Annotated in this window: 19 protein-coding genes; 7 read left to right on the forward strand and 12 right to left on the reverse strand. The window is 54.7% G+C overall.

The features are described 5' to 3' along the window. The 3 genes from plsX to H1D41_RS00510 all read right to left on the reverse strand — a co-directional run bounded on the left by plsX (position 1) and on the right by H1D41_RS00510 (position 2,237). The gene (gene plsX / locus H1D41_RS00500) at positions 1–1,155 is read right to left on the reverse strand and encodes a phosphate acyltransferase PlsX (RefSeq protein WP_267473556.1); all 1,155 of its coding nucleotides are present in this window, start codon (positions 1,153–1,155) and stop codon (positions 1–3) included. Between the two features lie 92 nt (positions 1,156–1,247). Next, entirely contained in the window at positions 1,248–1,457 is a 210-nt protein-coding gene (gene rpmF / locus H1D41_RS00505; protein WP_107495862.1) for a 50S ribosomal protein L32, read from the reverse strand. A 201-nt stretch (positions 1,458–1,658) separates the two neighbouring features. Next, entirely contained in the window at positions 1,659–2,237 is a 579-nt protein-coding gene (locus H1D41_RS00510; RefSeq protein WP_228847072.1) for a YceD family protein, read from the reverse strand. A 198-nt stretch (positions 2,238–2,435) separates the two neighbouring features. On the opposite strand from H1D41_RS00510, the gene H1D41_RS00515 reads away from it, so the two are divergent. The 3 genes from H1D41_RS00515 to H1D41_RS00525 all read left to right on the forward strand — a co-directional run bounded on the left by H1D41_RS00515 (position 2,436) and on the right by H1D41_RS00525 (position 5,593). Continuing rightward, a complete protein-coding gene (locus tag H1D41_RS00515; RefSeq protein ID WP_107496192.1) occupies positions 2,436–2,876 on the forward strand; it encodes an outer membrane protein assembly factor BamE in 441 nt (146 codons plus the stop codon). 128 nt (positions 2,877–3,004) lie between these two features. Then, a complete protein-coding gene (locus tag H1D41_RS00520; RefSeq protein WP_228847073.1) occupies positions 3,005–3,733 on the forward strand; it encodes a GNAT family N-acetyltransferase in 729 nt (242 codons plus the stop codon). A gap of 39 nt (positions 3,734–3,772) precedes the next feature. Then, on the forward strand, positions 3,773–5,593 hold the full coding sequence (locus H1D41_RS00525; RefSeq protein ID WP_228847074.1) for an ABC-F family ATP-binding cassette domain-containing protein: 1,821 nt from the start codon (positions 3,773–3,775) through the stop codon (positions 5,591–5,593). 224 nt (positions 5,594–5,817) lie between these two features. Here the strand turns inward: H1D41_RS00525 and H1D41_RS00530 are convergent, their stop codons facing one another. From H1D41_RS00530 to H1D41_RS00565, 8 genes are all read right to left on the reverse strand, one after another. Continuing rightward, positions 5,818–7,125 carry a branched-chain amino acid ABC transporter permease gene (locus H1D41_RS00530; protein WP_228847075.1) on the reverse strand — a complete coding sequence of 436 codons (1,308 nt, stop codon included), beginning with the start codon at positions 7,123–7,125 and terminating at the stop codon, positions 5,818–5,820. After that, positions 7,122–8,132, reverse strand: coding sequence for a branched-chain amino acid ABC transporter permease (locus tag H1D41_RS00535; protein WP_228847076.1), 1,011 nt, complete (start codon positions 8,130–8,132; stop codon positions 7,122–7,124). Before H1D41_RS00535 ends, H1D41_RS00530 begins: the two co-directional genes overlap by 4 nt. A gap of 110 nt (positions 8,133–8,242) precedes the next feature. Next, on the reverse strand, positions 8,243–8,587 hold the full coding sequence (locus H1D41_RS00540; protein WP_228847077.1) for a hypothetical protein: 345 nt from the start codon (positions 8,585–8,587) through the stop codon (positions 8,243–8,245). A gap of 340 nt (positions 8,588–8,927) precedes the next feature. Further along, positions 8,928–9,272, reverse strand: a complete 345-nt coding sequence (locus H1D41_RS00545) for a hypothetical protein (protein WP_228847078.1) — start codon at positions 9,270–9,272, stop codon at positions 8,928–8,930. 238 nt (positions 9,273–9,510) lie between these two features. Next, positions 9,511–10,224: an ABC transporter ATP-binding protein gene (locus tag H1D41_RS00550; protein ID WP_228847079.1), complete on the reverse strand. Its 714-nt coding sequence runs from the start codon at positions 10,222–10,224 to the stop codon at positions 9,511–9,513. Further along, complete coding sequence (locus H1D41_RS00555) at positions 10,221–11,009, reverse strand: ABC transporter ATP-binding protein (protein WP_228847080.1); 789 nt, start codon at positions 11,007–11,009, stop codon at positions 10,221–10,223. Before H1D41_RS00555 ends, H1D41_RS00550 begins: the two co-directional genes overlap by 4 nt. A 100-nt stretch (positions 11,010–11,109) precedes the next feature. Continuing rightward, complete coding sequence (locus tag H1D41_RS00560) at positions 11,110–12,306, reverse strand: ABC transporter substrate-binding protein (RefSeq protein WP_228847081.1); 1,197 nt, start codon at positions 12,304–12,306, stop codon at positions 11,110–11,112. A gap of 236 nt (positions 12,307–12,542) precedes the next feature. Then, positions 12,543–13,544, reverse strand: coding sequence for a GlxA family transcriptional regulator (locus H1D41_RS00565; RefSeq protein ID WP_228847082.1), 1,002 nt, complete (start codon positions 13,542–13,544; stop codon positions 12,543–12,545). Between the two features lie 182 nt (positions 13,545–13,726). Between H1D41_RS00565 and H1D41_RS00570 the strand changes: the two genes are divergently transcribed. After that, complete coding sequence (locus H1D41_RS00570) at positions 13,727–15,097, forward strand: class II 3-deoxy-7-phosphoheptulonate synthase (protein ID WP_228847083.1); 1,371 nt, start codon at positions 13,727–13,729, stop codon at positions 15,095–15,097. 114 nt (positions 15,098–15,211) lie between these two features. On the opposite strand, the gene H1D41_RS00575 is transcribed toward H1D41_RS00570, so the two are convergent. Beyond that, positions 15,212–15,937, reverse strand: coding sequence for a PAS domain-containing protein (locus H1D41_RS00575; RefSeq protein WP_228847084.1), 726 nt, complete (start codon positions 15,935–15,937; stop codon positions 15,212–15,214). 159 nt (positions 15,938–16,096) lie between these two features. Here H1D41_RS00575 and H1D41_RS00580 point away from each other — a divergent pair, with 159 nt between their 5' ends. From H1D41_RS00580 to H1D41_RS00590, 3 genes are read left to right on the forward strand one after another with little or no spacing between them, the layout of a single operon-like run. After that, positions 16,097–16,975, forward strand: a complete 879-nt coding sequence (locus H1D41_RS00580) for a YicC/YloC family endoribonuclease (RefSeq protein WP_228847085.1) — start codon at positions 16,097–16,099, stop codon at positions 16,973–16,975. A 3-nt stretch (positions 16,976–16,978) separates the two neighbouring features. Then, positions 16,979–17,626 carry a guanylate kinase gene (gene gmk / locus H1D41_RS00585; protein WP_228847086.1) on the forward strand — a complete coding sequence of 216 codons (648 nt, stop codon included), beginning with the start codon at positions 16,979–16,981 and terminating at the stop codon, positions 17,624–17,626. After that, entirely contained in the window at positions 17,623–18,150 is a 528-nt protein-coding gene (locus H1D41_RS00590; RefSeq protein WP_228847087.1) for a gamma carbonic anhydrase family protein, read from the forward strand. Before gmk ends, H1D41_RS00590 begins: the two co-directional genes overlap by 4 nt. Positions 18,151–18,185 lie beyond the last annotated feature (35 nt).

The raw sequence follows: 18,185 nt of genomic DNA on the forward strand, positions 1-18,185 counted from the left end.
TTACCCGTTATTTGTATTGGTTGATTGCGCAGCATCATCAGATGCTTTCACGTTAGCTGTTTCATCCTGGCGTGACGGGGTCACAGATGCAACCCGCGCGGCCAGCTTTTCGGAAAAGCCGGATTCGCCAAGGGTGAAAGCCAGTTTAATCGCGGCCGAAATACCTGTGGCGTCCGCAGACCCATGGGATTTCACAACAGTGCCATTGAGACCAAGGAAAACGCCACCGTTGACCCGACGCGGGTCAATGCGTTTTTGCAGGCGCTTCAGCGAGGTCAGGGCAAAAAGGGCACCAAGGCGTGACAGAGGTGAGTGTTTAAAGGCACTCCTGAGCGCACCACTGATGAAGGATGCTGTGCCTTCGCCGGTTTTCAGGGCGATATTGCCGGTATACCCGTCGGTGACAATCACATCAGCCCGGTCAGACGGGATGTCGCCGCCTTCCACAAAACCAACATAGTCGATATTGGCCTGGTCCGCGGCGTCAGTAATCAGCTCATTGGCGGCTTTCAGCTCAGCCCGGCCTTTATGTTCTTCAGTCCCGACATTCAGCAGGCCAATGCGGGGGCGCGAAAGGCCCAGGCCGTTACGTGCATAAGACGCGCCCATCAGCGCATATTGCAGCAGGTCATGTTCATCAGCGCGAATATCTGCGCCCACATCCAGCATGACATTAAAGCCGCCGGGGTTGGTAGAGGGCCAGAGGCAGGCAATCGCCGGGCGATTCACACCAGGCAGTTTGCGCAGGCGGATCATCGACAAAGCCATCAGCGCCCCGGTGTTGCCACAGGAAACCGCCACGGCCGCTTCGCCATTGCGGACTGCGTCGACAGTGGACCACATAGAGGTCTTCTTGCCGTTTCGCATCACATGACTGGGCTTTGCGTCCATCGTGACAACATCTTCCGCATGGCGCACTTCCACCACATCCGCCAGATGACGTTTCTTTTTCAGAAGCTTTGTCAGTGTGGGTTCATCACCATGCACGATAAACCCGATATCCGGGTTCTTTGCAGCGGATTGCGCGATACCGGCAATCACGGCAGCAGGGCCGCGGTCTCCGCCCATGGCGTCAACTGAAATGATGATACGACCGGATTTATCTGCGGCAGGGGCGTTGCTGGCTATATTTTCTGATGACAGATCTGTCGTCATAGTCAGGCTCCGGTTCGCATGCTCTCCGGGAGAAGCAGTCAAGAAAAAGGCGCGGCCTGCAAATCAGGGCGCGCCTGTAATCTCAGATGATCTTATGCAGCGTCTTCGCCGTCAAGATCAATTTCGTCAGCCTGAGCGACAACTTCACGGTCGTCGTACTGGCCACAAGCGCCACAAACGTGGTGTGGGCGCTTCAGCTCACCACAGTTCGGGCATTCTGCCGGGTTACCCGCTACAAGCGAGTCATGGGAGCGGCGTTGGCCCCGGCGTGACCGGGTGATCTTACTTTTTGGGACAGCCATGTCACAACCTCAAGTTCGTGGGGCGTGTCAAATAGCCCCTGTTAAATCTGGTGCTTCGGGATCTGCCTGTCTGTGACTTTGCCACAGAATAAGCCCTGAAACGAAGCCGGGAACATAGAGAGATTTCCCGGTTGTGCAACCCTTTACATGTAGAAATGCCCTGCGTACAGCCGCCTTTTCGCAAAGAAGGGTAAAAAAATGTCAGCTTTCGCCTGAATCACCGCTTTCGATCTTGTTTTTCAGCCCCTGAAGCGCAGCAAATGGGTTCAGATCTGCATCCTGCAAAGGTGCAACACCTTTTGGCGCAGCCTGTATCGGGGCGGATTCTGTACCAGCACCAGCCGCGCGCGGATACAATGGCAGCGCAAGTGCCAGGGCTTCCGTCATGATTTCACCCACGTCAATGGTCGCGCCCAATGGTTCCTGGGTTTCATCCGGGTCCATTTCGGTTTCGCTGTCCTCATCAGGTGTTTCGTAATTGGCAATAAAGCGCCGCGTGACTTTTTCATCAATCCGGGTCTTCACCGGGGCCAGTGTCGAAATGCAGGGTTGTTCAATCGTTGCCCCCAGTTCGGCTGTCACGACCCAGTCTTTCTTACCGGCCGCTTTGATCGTGCCTTTGAAACGCAGTTTGTTCAGGCTGATCAGCCCCAGAAGCTCTGCAATCGGGGTGCATTCCGCTGCACCTGGTTTCAGTTCAAATGTCAGTTCCTGACTGCTTTTCAAAGCCCGGGTTTCATAGCTGTGGCTATATGGGGGCTGTTGCGCTGTGTCATTCATCCGCTCATCCTTCGCTCATGCGGCTGGCAAAGCTTGCAGTGCGCCGCGTCATTCGCTAAGTCCGATAAAAGGCAAATCTCTCTTATGCAAGGGCTGTGCACCGCACTATAGCCCTGAAATACACAGAGAACGGAATAAAAACGCCCGACAGGGGCAGGGAACAGCGGAAGATATATGATGGCAGGGCTCAGAAAATTGATGAAACCCCTGGTGGCTCTGGCTTTTGCGGCTGTGCTTGCCGGTTGTAGTGCGCAGTATCGCAATCACGGCTATGCACCGATGGAAGGCGACCTTGAACAGGTTCTTGTTGGTGTTGATACCCGTGAAACCGTTGCCTCTGTCGTTGGACGTCCGACGTCTGCGGGCCTGCTGGAAAGCGGTGGCTGGTATTACGTGGAAAGCCGCTGGCGCCAGTTTGCCTGGAAAGCCCCCGTGGAAATTGACCGCGAAGTTGTAGCGATCAGCTTTGATGGCGATGGTGTTGTGGAAAATGTCGAACGCTTTGGTCTGGAAGAGGGCAATGTCGTGGTTCTGTCGCGCCGCGTCACAGACACCAACATCAAAGGCGTGTCCTTCCTGCGTCAGCTGTTTGGTAACTTCGGCAACTTTGCTGCGGATCAGTTCCTCGGCGACGGATAATTTCGGTCAGATAAAGAATGCAGCCCCGGCCAATGTGCCGGGGCTTTTTGTATAAAATCCTTGCATCGTCAGCTTTCCGTCACATCTATAGGATAAGTTACCGTTTAAAAGGTTCCGAAAGGCAGAAGATGCTTCGCTTAAACAAAGGTCGCTATATCGCCCGTGAGGGACGAAGTCTGGCGGATGTGCAGGCCGCACAGGCCCTGCGACAGCGTTGTTTTCGCGATGATGCGCCGGACGCAGATCATTTTGACGACATCTGCACACATATCCTGATTGAGGAACGCACCAGCGGCGATCTTGTCTGTTGTTTCCGCATGCTGCCGATCCGGAATGGCAGTGAAATTAACCTGAGCTATTCTGCGCAATATTATGAATTGTCAGGGCTTTCCGGATTTGATGGCCCGATGATTGAAATGGGGCGTTTCTGCATTGATCCGGCCTGGACCGATCCGGATATTCTGCGTGTCGCCTGGGGCGCGATGACCCGGTATGTCGATGAAAACGGGGTTGAGATGCTGTTTGGCTGTTCTTCCTTTCAGGGGACAGAGGCTGCGGAATACTACGATTCCTTTGCACTGCTGCGCGATCGCCACCTGGCCCCGAAACGGTTTCTTCCCCGCGTGAAAGCCCCGGGTGTCTTCCGTTTTGCCGAGCGTCTGCGGCGCAAGCCCGATGCAAAACGTGCCATGAAAACCATGCCGCCGCTGCTGCGCACTTATCTTGTGATGGGGGGCTGGGTGTCTGATCATGCGGTGGTTGATCCGGATATGAACACATTACATGTGTTTACCGGTCTGGAAATCCGCGCCATTCCCCCGGCGCGCGCCCGTCTTTTACGCATGGGGGCAACCTGATACGTTGACCTTTCTCATGGCGCAGGCTAGCTGCATGTCATGGCACGTACACCTCTTCTTCAGCTCTCCGATATTTCCCTGACCTTTGGCGGGGATCCGATTTTTGACAACCTTGATCTTGTGGTTCAGCCCGGCGACCGTGTGGCGCTGGTGGGGCGCAATGGATCGGGTAAATCCACGCTGATGAAGATCATGGCAGGGATTGTTGAGGCCGACAAAGGCCTGCGCGTGGTGTCGCCCGGTGTGTCGGTTGGCTATATGGAACAAGACCCGGATCTGTCAGGCTTTGAAACCCTTGGTGACTTTGCACTTTCTGATCTTGAACCATCCGAAGCCTGGCGCGTCGAAATGGCCGCTGAAGGGCTGAAGTTTAACCCCGATACACCGGTTGCAACGGCTTCTGGTGGGGAACGCCGGCGTGCGGCTTTGGCGAAACTTCTGGGTGAAGCGCCGGAACTGATGCTGTTGGACGAACCGACAAACCACCTTGATATTGAAGCAATCACCTGGCTTGAAAATCAGTTGAAAGAAACACAATCCGGCTTTGTTCTGATCAGCCACGACCGCGCATTTTTACGTGCGCTTTCCCGTGCAACCCTTTGGGTCGACAGAGGAATGACGCGTCGGATGGAAAAAGATTTCTCCCATTTTGAAGCCTGGCGCGACAAGACCTGGGAAGAAGAAGACATTGCGCGCCACAAGCTGGATCGCAAGATCAAATCCGAAGCCCGCTGGGCAGTTGAGGGCATTTCCGCGCGCCGCAAACGCAACCAGGGCCGGGTGCGTGCCTTGCAGGAATTACGTGCTGAACGTTCTGGTCAGATTCGCCGTCAGGGTGTGGCTGCGATGGAACTGGATGCCGGGACCAAATCCGGGCGTAAGGTGATCGAAGCGCAGGGCATTTCCAAGTCGTTTGAAACCAAAACGATCCTGAAATCTTTTGATCTGCGCATCAACCGCGGGGATCGCGTGGCTTTGCTGGGCCCAAATGGGGCAGGCAAAACCACGCTTCTGAAGATGTTGATTGGCCAGATGCAACCTGACAGCGGTTCCATCAGCCAGGGCACTGGCCTTGAGATGGCATTCTTTGATCAGACGCGCGACGGCCTGGATGGCGACAAAAGCCTTTGGGATAATCTGTCTCTGGATCCAACGCTTGGTGTTTCTGGACGCTCTGATCAGGTGATGGTGCGCGGTGCGCCGCGACATGTTGTGGGTTATCTGAAAGATTTCCTTTTTGATGAACGCCAGGCCCGCGCGCCCGTGCGGTCCCTGTCCGGCGGCGAAAAAGCCCGGCTTTTGCTGGCGCGTCTGATGGCGCGGCCGTCGAACCTTCTGGTGATGGATGAACCGACCAACGATCTGGATGTGGAAACGCTTGATCTGCTGCAGGATCTGCTCGACAGCTATGATGGCACAGTGATCCTTGTATCACACGATCGGGATTTCCTGGATCGTGTTGCTGCCACAACCATTGCGATGGAAGGTGACGGCAAGGCAACGATTTATGCCGGGGGCTGGTCCGACTATCAGGCGCAACGGGCCGAGGGACAGGGCGAGGAAAAATCTGCAAAAGCGAAAGCTAAAGCAAAGCCCAAAGCAGAGGCAAAACCTGCCGCGCAGCCATCCCAGAAAAAACTGTCCTACACCGAACAGCATCGTCTTGATGCGCTGCCGGCAGAGATAGAACGTCTGGAAGCCGAGATCGCGAAACTGACGGTGTTCATGTCTGACCCGGATCTGTTCTCAAAAGAGCCGGTCAAATGGCAGAAGGCTTCAGAGGCCATGACAGAACGCCAGGAAGCCTTGTCTGCGGCAGAAGAAGAATGGATGGAACTGGAAGAAAAAGCCTCTTCCTGATCTTGAGCTTCTCTGAACACAACGCACGCCTGATATGCATAAGTTGTGCATAGAATGTGCATGCTTTGTGCATATGAAATTCATGAGTATCTGAAATAGCTTTTCCCGTTTTCCTCTTACCGGAAATATCCCGGGGGTGTGGGGGCTGGCCCCCACTAAAAGTCGCTACTAACAAAAAGGCCGGAACATCTGCTCCGGCCTTTTTATCAGATCGTATCTGATCCTTATTCCTCAGGGATCAACCCGCGCGGGCTGAAACGCAGGATCAGCAACAAGACAATCCCAATCATCATCAGACGCATATGCGGCGCATTGTTGATCAGGTGATCTTTCAGCCAGACACCATCCGCCAGCGGCCAGGTGACAAATTCCATCATCCAGAGACCCAGCTGTTCGCCCCAGTCCCAGAGCAGCAGGATCAGGAAACCACCCAGGATCGCACCCCAGTTGTTACCAGATCCCCCGATGATCACCATCACCCAGATCAGGAAGGTAAACCGCAGCGGCTGGTAGGACGTCGGGATCAGGGTGCTGTCCATGGTCGCCCACATGGCACCGGCCAGACCACAGATGGCAGAACCCAGAATAAAGATCTGCAGGTGGCGGCGGGTGACATCTTTGCCCATGGCTTCTGCGGCGACTTCATTGTCACGGATCGCACGCATCATACGGCCCCAGGGGGAATTCAGCGCCTGTTGTGACAGCCACATGAGGATCGCCAGAACCACAACGAAAAGCCCGGTATAGCAAAGCTTTACAAAGACAGTAGAGGCCAGGATCGGGTCATTGATGCCGAAGGTCTGGGCGGTGTTCAGGAAGCTTTCAGAGGCCTGAAGGTCGACTTCATAAGGCACAGGACGCGGGATGCCGACGACGTTTTTAACGCCGCGCGACAGCCAGTCTTCATTCTTCAGGATCGCGATGATGATCTCCGCAATGCCGAGCGTCGCAATCGCCAGATAATCGGACCGCAGACCAAGGGCGGTTTTACCGATGATCCAGGCAGCACCAGCCGCCATTAAAGCCCCCATGGGCCAGGCCAGAAGCACCGGCAGGCCCAGACCGCCAAGATAGCCGGTCGCGGCAGAATCGACAGATTCAATCGCAGAAACAGCTGGATCAAAGAGGAAGCGGAACAGGAAAAAGCCCACGACCAACAGTCCGATCAGGGCAAGGTTACGGGATTTGCCCGGGGTCATGCGTTTCATCAGTTGCACGGCACCCAGAATGGTGGCTGCTCCAATGAGCAGGGCAACAACAACACGCAGCCCGCCAGCGGCGATGGCTTCCGTCGTGGGGGGCATGGAAATCAGCACGGTGGACAGCGCACCAAGGGCAACAAACCCCATGATGCCGACGTTCAGAAGCCCGGCCAGCCCCCATTGCAGGTTTACACCCAGCGCAAGGATTGCGGAGATCAGGCCAAGGTTCAGCAGATACAGGGCCGCGTTTGGCCCTTTGACCATACCGGTGAGGATAAAGACCACGCCGATGATGGCGAACAGCGCGATGTTCTTGTAATTCATGGTCATAGCGCTTTCCCCTTAAACAGACCGGTGGGACGGAACAGAAGCACGATAATCAGGATCGTAAAGCTGACCGCAAATTTGTAATCAGTCGACAGAAGCTGCACGAGGCTGGAGGGTTCCAGACCTTCGGGCGCGAGGTAACCCAGCACTTTTTTGAAAGCATAGGTGATTGTGACCTCGGAAAATGCAATCACAAATCCACCGGCAATCGCGCCCAGCGGATTGCCCAGACCACCAACAATGGCAGAGGCAAAGATCGGCAGCAGAAGCTGGAAGTAAGTGAAAGGTTTGAAGCCTTTGTCAAGACCGTACAGCACCCCCGCAGTGGTCGCCAGCGCGGCAACAATGATCCAGGTGATCATCACCACACGTTCCGGATTGATGCCAGACAACAGCGCCAGATCCTCATTGTCGGAATAGGCACGCATGGATTTTCCGGTACGGGTTTTGTTGAGGAACCAGAACAGCGCCGCAACAACCACAATCGCGGTAACAATGGTGATGCCCTGGGATGTCTTGAACGCAAGACCTTCAGACAGGCCGGTCGCGTTCTTGAAATCACGGGCCTTGATGATGAAACGTGCGCCGTCAGAGAACCGCTGATCATTCGGGCCGATGATGAAACGCACGATACCGTTCATCACAAACATCACGCCAAGCGAGACGATCAGGAAGATCACAGGTGCGGCTTTTTGTTTGCGGTAGAACCGATAGATCGTGCGATCTGTCACAAGCAGCAGCGCAATCGTCGCCAGAATGCCAAAGGGCAGGGCAAGCAGGGCGGTTGGCAACGGGCCAAGGCTGACGCCCCAGCTTTGCAAAAGCCAGGTGACAAGGATTGTCGCCATGGCCCCAAACGCCATTGTGTCGCCATGGGCGAAGTTTGAAAAACGCAGGATCCCGTAGATCAGCGTTACCCCAAGTGCGCCCAGGGCAAGCTGGCTGCCATAGGCGATCGCCGGGACAAGTACAAAGTTTGCAAGCGCGACAAGCGCGTTAATCAGATCCATTCATTCTCTCGCAGTCCTGGCGCGCAGGAAAACATCTGACGCCTTCAGGTTCAGAGTCTTTTAACGCATTGCCGGGGGCTGCGAGAAGAGGAAATTTACCGCTTTTGGCTTTAGTCGATGATTGCGTCGCCACAAACACCGTAATCATTGCCCGCATGTGGACCCTGAACCGCAAGATCATAGTCATGCGTGTCAAAATGCACGACAAATGTCATCACATCCTGGTCTTCGATATGCATGAACGTCAGGGAATTCACGCCAGGAAAGATCATCGCATCGCCGTCGATTTTATCCGTGTGAATATAGCCCTGATCTGCGCCACCGGCACGGGACAGTGTAACTTCGGAACCATCGCGATCAGACACGCAGGTGATTTGAAAATCATCACCGGTGAGGGGGCTGGCATGGGCGGCGGTGGTCAGACAGATCGCAGTTACAGCGAGAAGATATTTCATAGTTAATCCTGCTCAGATCGTTAATTCAAAATAAGAGAGCCGGAAGAAAAGTTCTTTCCGGCTGAATTTGTAACGGGATACCTGGAACATACATGGCAACGCGAAAGGCGTTTGCTGCACTCAATACAGCTAGGCTGCAATTACGGCGGAAGTTGTCTGGAGGAAAGGCCAGAGAGAGGTATTTCCTGAATATTCAATCAAAAATACAACACAATAGCAGGTTTCCGTTGGCTAAAAATCTGCCCGCAGGTCAGCCATCGCCAAATGATCAGGGTATTTAAGGGAATCTGATTCTCCCCCGGGGCAGAGTAAATCTGAGGGAGAAACAGAGTGCGGCAGATCAGACGTCACAATTCCCGTGATCGTTTCCCGCATGCGGGCCCTGAACGGACAGATCATATTCATGGGTGTCGAAATGCACGACAAAGGTCATCACGTCATCGCCTTCGATATGCATAAATGTCAGGGAATTCACACCGGGGAAGATCATCGCATCACCGCTGATATCCGTGGTTTCAATAATCCCCTGAAACGATGAACCCATCCGGGTCAGGGTAACGTCTGAACCATCCCGGTCAGATGTGCAGGTAATCGTGATGTTCTCACCGGTTGGCGCAAAAGGGTTGGCCCATACAGGTGTTACGGTTGCTGTGCCGAGAAGCGAAAGCAGCAGAAAGTTTTTCATATGTATTTCCAGTCATGCAAGCAGTTCGCAGAGCAGATGTTCTCTCTGCATATCAGAAGATCAGAGCCCGTCTTACGCTGACCGGATGACTCATGACTGTCAGGCACTGTGGTGATCAGCTACCTGGGAAATGTGGCATAATTATTGTGGTGCTATGGTCCGAAAATGGCTGATTGCGTCAGCGTGTCTGATTCCGGAATAAGCAATGGAAAGCCGTGTACCTTCCATTGCTGTTTTTTTAGCCGCCAAGGAAGCTTTTGCGCACTTCCGGATCCGCCAGAAGGGCCTGACCAGTGTCGGTGAAACGATTGCGCCCCTGAACCAGAACGTAACCTTTGTCCGCAATTTCAAGCGCTTGACGGGCGTTTTGTTCTACCATCAGGATGGAAATTCCGGTGCGGGCGACTTCGATGATGCGGTCAAACAGCTCATCCATCACGATAGGCGATACACCCGCTGTCGGTTCATCCAGCATCAGAACGGTCGGCTTTGTCATCAGCGCACGGCCAACGGCAACCTGTTGACGCTGACCACCGGACAGTTCACCCGCGGGCTGGTTACGTTTGTCACCCAGGATCGGGAACAGCTCATAAACCTGTTCGATCGTGTCGCGGAAGTCATCCGTGCGGATGAACGCGCCCATTTCCAGGTTTTCTTCAACGGACATCGAGGTGAAGATATTGTGGGTCTGCGGCACAAACCCCATGCCTTTGGCGACGCGGTCTTGTGGGGAAAGCTTTGTGATGTCTTCACCATCCAGGCGAACAGCACCTTTGTTCAGGTTCAGCATACCGAATACAGCTTTCATGCCGGTGGATTTGCCGGCACCATTCGGCCCGACGATCACGGCAATCTCGCCCTTGTCGACAGAGATCGTGCAGTCATGCAAAATGTCCGGTCCTTTGCCATAACCGCCGGTCATGCCGTCGCCGATGAGGAAAGGTTCGCTCATGCCTGGACCTCTTCTTTTGTCTTATTCTTCAGACCAGTGCCAAGATAGGCCTCGATCACCTGTTCGTTGGCTTTGATTTCATCCAGTGTGCCTTCGGCCAGGACTTTGCCTTCAGCCATACAGATCACAGGGTCGCAGATGCGGCCGATGAAATCCATGTCGTGTTCGATCACGACGAATGTGTAATTACGTTCGCGATTCAGGCGCAGGATGGCGTCGCCGATGGTGTTCAGCAGGGTACGATTCACGCCTGCGCCGACCTCATCCAGGAATACAATCTTTGCATCCACCATCATGGTGCGGCCAAGTTCCAGCAGTTTCTTCTGACCACCAGAGATCTGTCCCGCTTTGTGATTGGCCAGATGTTCCACTGTGAGGAATTCCAGCACTTCATCGGCCTTTGCACGCAGGGCGCGTTCTTCATTGGCGATGCGTTTGCGGCCAAACCAGGTATTCCACAGCGTTTCACCGGATTGCGCGCCGGGCACCATCATCAGATTTTCGCGGCAGGACATGCTTTCAAATTCATGGGCAATCTGGAACGTGCGCAGAAGGCCTTTGTGAAACAGCTCATGCGGGGGCAGGCCAGTAATGTCTTCACCCTTCATGGTGACTTTGCCATCGCTTGGTTGAAGAACGCCCGCGATCACATTGAAAAGGGTGGTTTTTCCGGCGCCATTTGGGCCGATCAGACCGGTAATGGATCCCTCGTCGATACTCAGGCTGGCACCATCAACGGCATAAAATCCGCCAAAGTTTTTCTGAAGCCCCTCTACGGTGATCATCCCGCAACCCCTTATTCCGTCGTCCGGTTCTTTCCCGGCACAGTCAGTAAAAACAGCCCGGAACACGGTCCGGGCTGTTTCAGATCTTTATCAGATCAGATCAACGATATTCAACGGTTACGTTTGCGCCGTCCTGAACTTCGATGATGCGGTAAGAACCACCGCTTTCGCCACCGCCGATCAGCTCAACTGCGGAACCACCAACATAGTCGATGTCGCCGCCGTTGCGCAGGATCTCAAGACCTTTGGCCAGTTCACCAGGGTAGATTTTCTCACCAGGTGCGTTTGCCATGTCAAAGATCTTGCTGCCGTAATCCGCAGGGGAGGAAGAACCAGCGGCTTCCATCGCGAACATGAACAGCGCAGCTGCGTCATAGGTTTCGGAGGTGAAAGAAGAGGTGCTGTCAAAGCCGTTTGCTTCGCCGATCACCGCCATACGTTCCGCAGAATCGCCACCAACGCCAGCGATCAGACCAAAAGAACCGTTCAGATCAGGGCCAACGTTTTCAGGAAGGCTGTCACCGATCATGCCGCCTGGCAGTGCGAACTGCTCATACGCGCCGGAATCGAGAGATGCGTTGATGATGCCCAGACCACCCTGGTCAAGGTAACCGGCAACAACCAGAATGTCGCCGCCAGCAGACGCGAGTGCGCCGATTTCAGCGGAATAATCTGCTTTGCCGTCTTCATGTGCCGCAGAGATGGTGATCTCGCCGCCAGCAGCCTGGTAGGCAGATGCGAAAGATTCAGCCAGACCTTTTCCATAGTCGTTGTTGGTATAAGTCAGGGCCGCAGATTTGAAACCACGTTCCATCAGGATGTCGGACAGGATCTGGCCTTCACGCGCATCAGACGGTGCGGTGCGGAAGAACAGGTCATTGTCTTCAGCGGTGGACAGGGCGGGCGATGTTGCGGAAGGTGAAATCATCACCATGCCGTTCGGGATCGCCACGTTCTGCAGAACCGCGCCGGTCACGCCGGAACAGTCAGCACCGATCAGGCCGGAGATGCCGTCAGAAGAGATCAGCTTTTCGGCGTTGGAAGTCGCGAGGCCGTTGTCGATACAACCGGAATCAGCACGGATGCCTTCAACCATGTGACCATCAAGAATGCCGCCAGCCGCGTTGACTTCAGCAATCGCAGCTTCAGCACCACCAGCCATATGCGGGGACAGGGTTTCAATCGGGCCGGTGAAGCCAAACAGAATGCCCAGTTTCACAGCACCATGGCCGTCAGCATAAGCCGCGCCAGCACCCATAATTGCGGTGGCAGCAGTCGCCATCAGCAGCTTTTTCATGTGTCTCTCCCTAATGAGGTTTTTTATTGAGGCTGATTTTAGCCAAACATAATCAAAAGGAAACCCCGTGGGCTGCGATTGATCAGAATCGGCTGAAAATATGGGGCTAATTTCTCTTTAAGCTTAAATCAAATGTCAGATTTATATGAGGAAATGTCGAATATTATAATGCTGGTGAAATGACGTCGGGCCCGCTGATGAACAGGGGCCCAACGTAGAATAAGTGATTCTCAGGTTCAGATGCTCAGACGTACCGAACGGCTGCCGCGTTCGCGGTAAGGCGTGGTGTTGTAGTGCGAACGGTAGCATTTGGAAAAATGGCTTGGGCTGGCAAAACCACAGGCCAACGCCACATTGATCACACTCATATCGGTCTGCATCAACAGGTTGCGCGCTTTTTGCAGGCGCAACTCCATATAATAACGCTTGGGCGACCGGTTCAGATAGCGACGGAACAGACGTTCCAGCTGTCGGGTGGACATGCCCACGTCTTTCGCCAGAACAGAAGGGCTGATCGGTTCTTCAATGTTCTGTTCCATCATCTGAATGACAGCAGAGAGTTTCGGATGACGTACACCGATACGGGACGGCACGGACAGGCGTTGCGTGTCCTGGTCGGTCCGGATGGACGAATAGATCAGCTGATCCGCCACGGCGTTCGCCAGATCTTCCCCGTGATCAGACGCAATGATTTTCAGCATCAGATCAATAGAAGAGGTGCCGCCAGCAGTGGTATAGCGGTTGCCATCCATGACAAAAACAGATTTGGTCAGCTCAACCTCGTCAAATTCCTCGGAAAAACTGTCCTGGTTTTCCCAATGAATCGTGGCCTTTTTACCGTCAAGCAACCCGGCGCGCGCCATTACGTAACCCGCGGTGCAAAGCCCTGCCATGATGGCACCACGACGCGCTTCGCGACGGACCCAGTTCAGCAGACGTTTTGTGGTTGCTGCCTGTACATCAATGCCGCCGCAGAGAAACATCACGTCATCACGCAGCATTTCTTCCAGATCACCATCGAGATTAAACTCGGCCCCGGCCGAGCAGGAAACCTTTTCCCCACCTTCGCCGATCAATGTCCAGGTGTAGATTGGCCGGTTGGCCATACGGTTGGCAATGCGCAGAGATTCGACAGCTGCGGCAAAGCCGAGCAGCGAAAAATTCTCCAGCAAAACAAAGACAAACCTGCGGGTCTTTGCGTCTGCATCAACCTCAACTGTCTGGGGTATCTCTGCCATGGGCTTCCCTTTGTGTTAACCATTTCACGGAAGCAGTATTCTGCGCCCGCCGCAAGACGTTTCAGCCCTCTCCTGAAACGATAATGCCAAATTTGCGCTCTGCCTGCAAATTCAGCGGTTGGCAAGCCCCCATTTAGGCTTTTATAGAGGAGGTCTTAATAAAAATTGCGGGAGCAAAAGCAATGACACGGCAATGGCAAAAATCTGACTGGCGCAACAAGCCCCGGGTTCAGATGCCGGATTATCCGGACCAGGAGGCACTGAACGCTGTGGAGGCACAGCTTGGCGTGTATCCGCCGCTGGTTTTTGCCGGTGAAGCCCGCAAACTGAAAAACGCACTGGCAGATGTATCGCGCGGCGATGCGTTCCTGCTGCAGGGCGGCGATTGTGCGGAAAGCTTTGCGGAATTCTCGGCAGACATGATCCGTGACACATTCAAAGTGATGCTGCAGATGGCGATGGTCCTGACCTGGGGTGCGAAAGTGCCTGTGGTTAAGGTGGGTCGTCTGGCGGGTCAGTTCGCGAAACCACGTTCTGCGCCTATGGAAACTGTGGATGGTGTTGAACTGCCGTCTTTCCGTGGTGACATCGTGAATGAACTGGACTTCACACCGGCGGCACGTATTCCGAACCCGTCAAAGATGCTGCAGGCTTACACACAGTCTGCTGCAACGCTGAACCTTGTGCGTGCGTTCAGCCAGGGTGGGTATGCGGATGTGCACCAGGTGCATTCCTGGACCCAGAGCTTTGTTGAGGGTGAAAACGCTGCGCGTTACCGTGATATGGCGGATCGCATTCAGGATACGCTGGACTTCATGAAGGCCGCAGGCGTGGACAGCGATCGTGCACATACGCTGCAGACCGTTGATTTCTACACATCCCACGAAGCACTGCTGCTGGAATATGAAGAAGCGCTCTGTCGTATCGATTCTACATCCGGCAAGCCTGTGGCTGGTTCCGGCCACCTGATCTGGATTGGTGATCGTACCCGTCAGCCGGACGGTGCCCATGTGGAATTCTGCCGTGGTGTGCAGAACCCGATTGGCCTGAAATGTGGCCCTTCCATGGATGTCGAAGACCTGAAAGTTCTGATGAACAAGCTGAACCCGGAAAACGAAGCCGGCCGTCTGACCCTGATCGCGCGCTTTGGGGCCGGTTCTGTGGGGGAACACCTGCCACGTCTTGTAAAAGCTGTGCAGGAAGAGGGTGCAAATGTTGTCTGGTCCTGTGACCCGATGCATGGCAACACCATCAAATCTGCCTCCGGCTTCAAGACCCGTCCGTTTGAAAGCGTGATGCGTGAAGTGCAGGAATTCTTCAACATCCACAAAGCCGAGGGCACAATCCCGGGCGGCGTGCATTTTGAGATGACCGGCAAAGATGTGACCGAATGCACCGGTGGTGTCCGCGCTGTGACCGATGAAGATCTGTCCAGCCGCTATCACACCGCCTGTGATCCACGTCTGAATGCGTCACAATCTCTGGAACTGGCCTTCCTGATCGCGGAAGAACTGTCTGCGAACCGTAAGGCGTTGCAGGCAAAAGCAAGCTAAGTCTTCTGAGACCTGAACAAAAGAAAACCGCAGCACTTTCAGAGTGTTGCGGTTTTCTATTTTGCACCTTCTTATCTGCCCGATGGTCTGGTGCCTGCGTGAATATTTAAGTCATCACTGATCGTTATCGGTTACCAGCCTCAGGTAGGATGCCGTTTTTGACGGCGCGCCTGTAAAGGCCTGGCTGTTTTCTGCAAATCCCGGCTGCTTTTGTGCGTCATCTGTCTGGAAAACCACTTCAGGCTTCTCAGGTGTGGGTTGTGGGGCAGGGCGACGGGTGATTTCTGGTGCCTTGACCTGAATTGGGCGGCTCTGGATGTCTGAGACATCAAAGCGGCGCGGTGTGCGGCCGGTTTGCCCCTGTGCCACAAGGCAGCCCAGAATACGGGACACATCACCAAGATCGCTTTTCAGGGGCAGAAGCAGCATCCGCGCCGTCAGATCGGGTTTGCCAAACCCTTTTTCCCCTGTCAGGTGAATTTCGGCTGTTTCCGGGCCCTGAAACACATCTTCCAGCGCCGCAGTTACCTTTTTGCGGCTGTCCGGGGTAAAGAATGACGTCAGGGGCATCCCGCGCACTTCCATCCCGATCAGATCGACCAGATGAAGACCTGCAAGACGGAACCGCGCAAGGCCCGGGGCGATGCGTTCCAGAATGAAAGCATGTTCCAGAACGCCCTCGATGCCACGGGGATCTACATCCGTGCGCAAAGGCACAACCCGGCCATGCCGCAGACCTTCCCAATAGGCCTCAACCTGTTTCAGAGCCGACCAGGTCATTTGCCCTCTGTAATCTGAAAGCGTGACAACTTCGTTATTCCCATCGTTGTTCTGTGTCATCGGCCTGTTCCGTCTGATGCGCTGAGGCCGGTCGTTGGCCCCGGAAGATTGTTTACAGGGCTGTGTTCTGTTAACCCTGCCAGCAGAATGGTTACTGGTATGTTAATATCGCATAGTTTTACGAAAAATGGTGGGAAACCTTAGGAAATGGTTAACTCGATGACAGGCTTTGCTTCCGGCCAGGGGGCATCAGATGGGTTCAGCTGGACGTGGGAATTGCGTTCTGTAAATGCACGCGGGCTTGATCTGCGCCTGCGGGTGCCGGATTGGCTGCCGGGCCTGGAACAGAAGTTGCGCGCGACGGTCGGGGATGCGCTGACGCGTGGTGCAGTGACCCTGAACCTGCGCCTGTCACGTGAAGAAAATACCGGCCAGGTACAGCTTGATACCAGGGCGCTGCAGGCCGCTCTGAAAAGCCTGTCAGGCATTGAACTGGAAGCACGCGCCGTCGGGGTTGCGCTGGCGACACCCACCGCGATGGACCTGATGAAGTTGCCGGGCATTGTGCAGGCCGCTGCGGATGTGGCAGAACCAGCTGTTCTTGCCGCGGCTGTGCAGGCCGATTTTGTGCCGGTGCTGGCGGATTTCCTTGCGATGCGGGCGCATGAGGGCGCAGCACTGGAACAGATCATTTCCGGTCAGCTGAAAGAGATCGAAACTCTGGTCACAACCGCACAACAACAGGCCAAAGATCGTCTGCCGCAAATGGAAACTGCGTTGCGGGACAATCTGAACCGGGTGCTGGCGAACAGTGATGGTCTGGATGAGGCCCGCCTTGCCCAGGAAATCGCGGTTCTGGTGGTGAAATCAGATGTGACAGAGGAAATTGATCGCCTGATGACCCATGTCAAAGCCGCCCGCGCACTTCTGGCCGCAAATGGGCCTTGTGGACGCAAGTTCGATTTTCTGATGCAGGAATTCAACCGCGAGGCCAATACGCTTTGTTCCAAAAGCCAGGACAGCGCATTGACCGCGACAGGGCTTGACCTGAAGGCTGTGATTGATCAGATGCGCGAACAAATTCAGAATGTGGAGTAAACCATGAATACGGATCAACGCCGGGGCCTTCTGATTATCCTGTCATCGCCATCAGGTGCCGGGAAATCAACGCTGTCCAAACGTCTGCGGGCCTGGGATCCGGATATCCGTTTCTCGGTCTCTGCCACCACACGCGACCCGCGCCCGGGCGAAGTGAACGGTGAAGATTACCACTTTATGACAGAAGCCACGTTCAAACGTGATGTGGCCGATGGCATGATGCTGGAACACGCGCATGTCTTCGGGAACTTCTATGGCTCGCCACGCCGTCCTGTGATGTCGGCGATTGAAGACGGGCATGATGTGCTGTTTGATGTCGACTGGCAGGGCGAACAGCAAATCCGCAATACGGATCTTGGCAAACACGCCCTTTCGATCTTCCTGCTGCCCCCCTCTATTGCTGAATTGCGCGCCCGTCTGGAAGGACGCGGTCAGGACAGCGAAGAGGTCATCGAAAAGCGCATGCGCAAAAGCTGGGATGAAATCAGCCGCTGGTCGAACTATGACTATGTGCTTGTGAACGATGATCTGGACGCAACAGAACAACGCCTGCTGACGATTGTTGCATCCGAACGTCTGCGCCGGGAACAACAGCCTGCTGTTGTGGAACATGTACGGATGTTGCAAGCCGAATTTGAGGGAATGTCATGACGATTTATGCACTGGATGGCGTGACGCCAGAGATTGCGGATGATGTTTTTGTCGCCGCTGACGCGAATATCATCGGTAAAATCTGCCTGCAGGCCGGATCATCTGTCTGGTTCGGATCAACCCTGCGTGGCGATAATGAACTGATTGATCTGGGCGCGGGCAGCAATATTCAGGAAAACTGTGTGTTGCACACAGATATGGGCTTTCCTCTGGTGATTGGGGCCGGCTGCACCATTGGTCACAAAGCCATGTTGCACGGCTGCACCATTGGGGAAAACAGCCTGATCGGTATGGGTGCGACTGTGCTGAACGGGGCGAAGATCGGTAAAAACTGCCTGATCGGGGCGGGGGCACTGATCACCGAAGGCAAAGAGATCCCGGATGGATCGCTTGTCATGGGGGCGCCGGGTAAAATCGTGCGGGAGCTGAATGACCAGGCAATTGAAGGCCTGAAAGCCTCAGCACTTGGGTATCAGGCAAATGCACAGCGCTTTCTTGCGGAGCTTAAGCCTGTCGAAGGCTAAACGAAATCTGAGGGTGCAGGATTCCGGCGCCTTTA

The sequence above is a fragment of the Halocynthiibacter styelae genome (genome assembly GCF_016123485.1).
GTDB classification, from domain to species: domain Bacteria; phylum Pseudomonadota; class Alphaproteobacteria; order Rhodobacterales; family Rhodobacteraceae; genus Halocynthiibacter; species Halocynthiibacter styelae.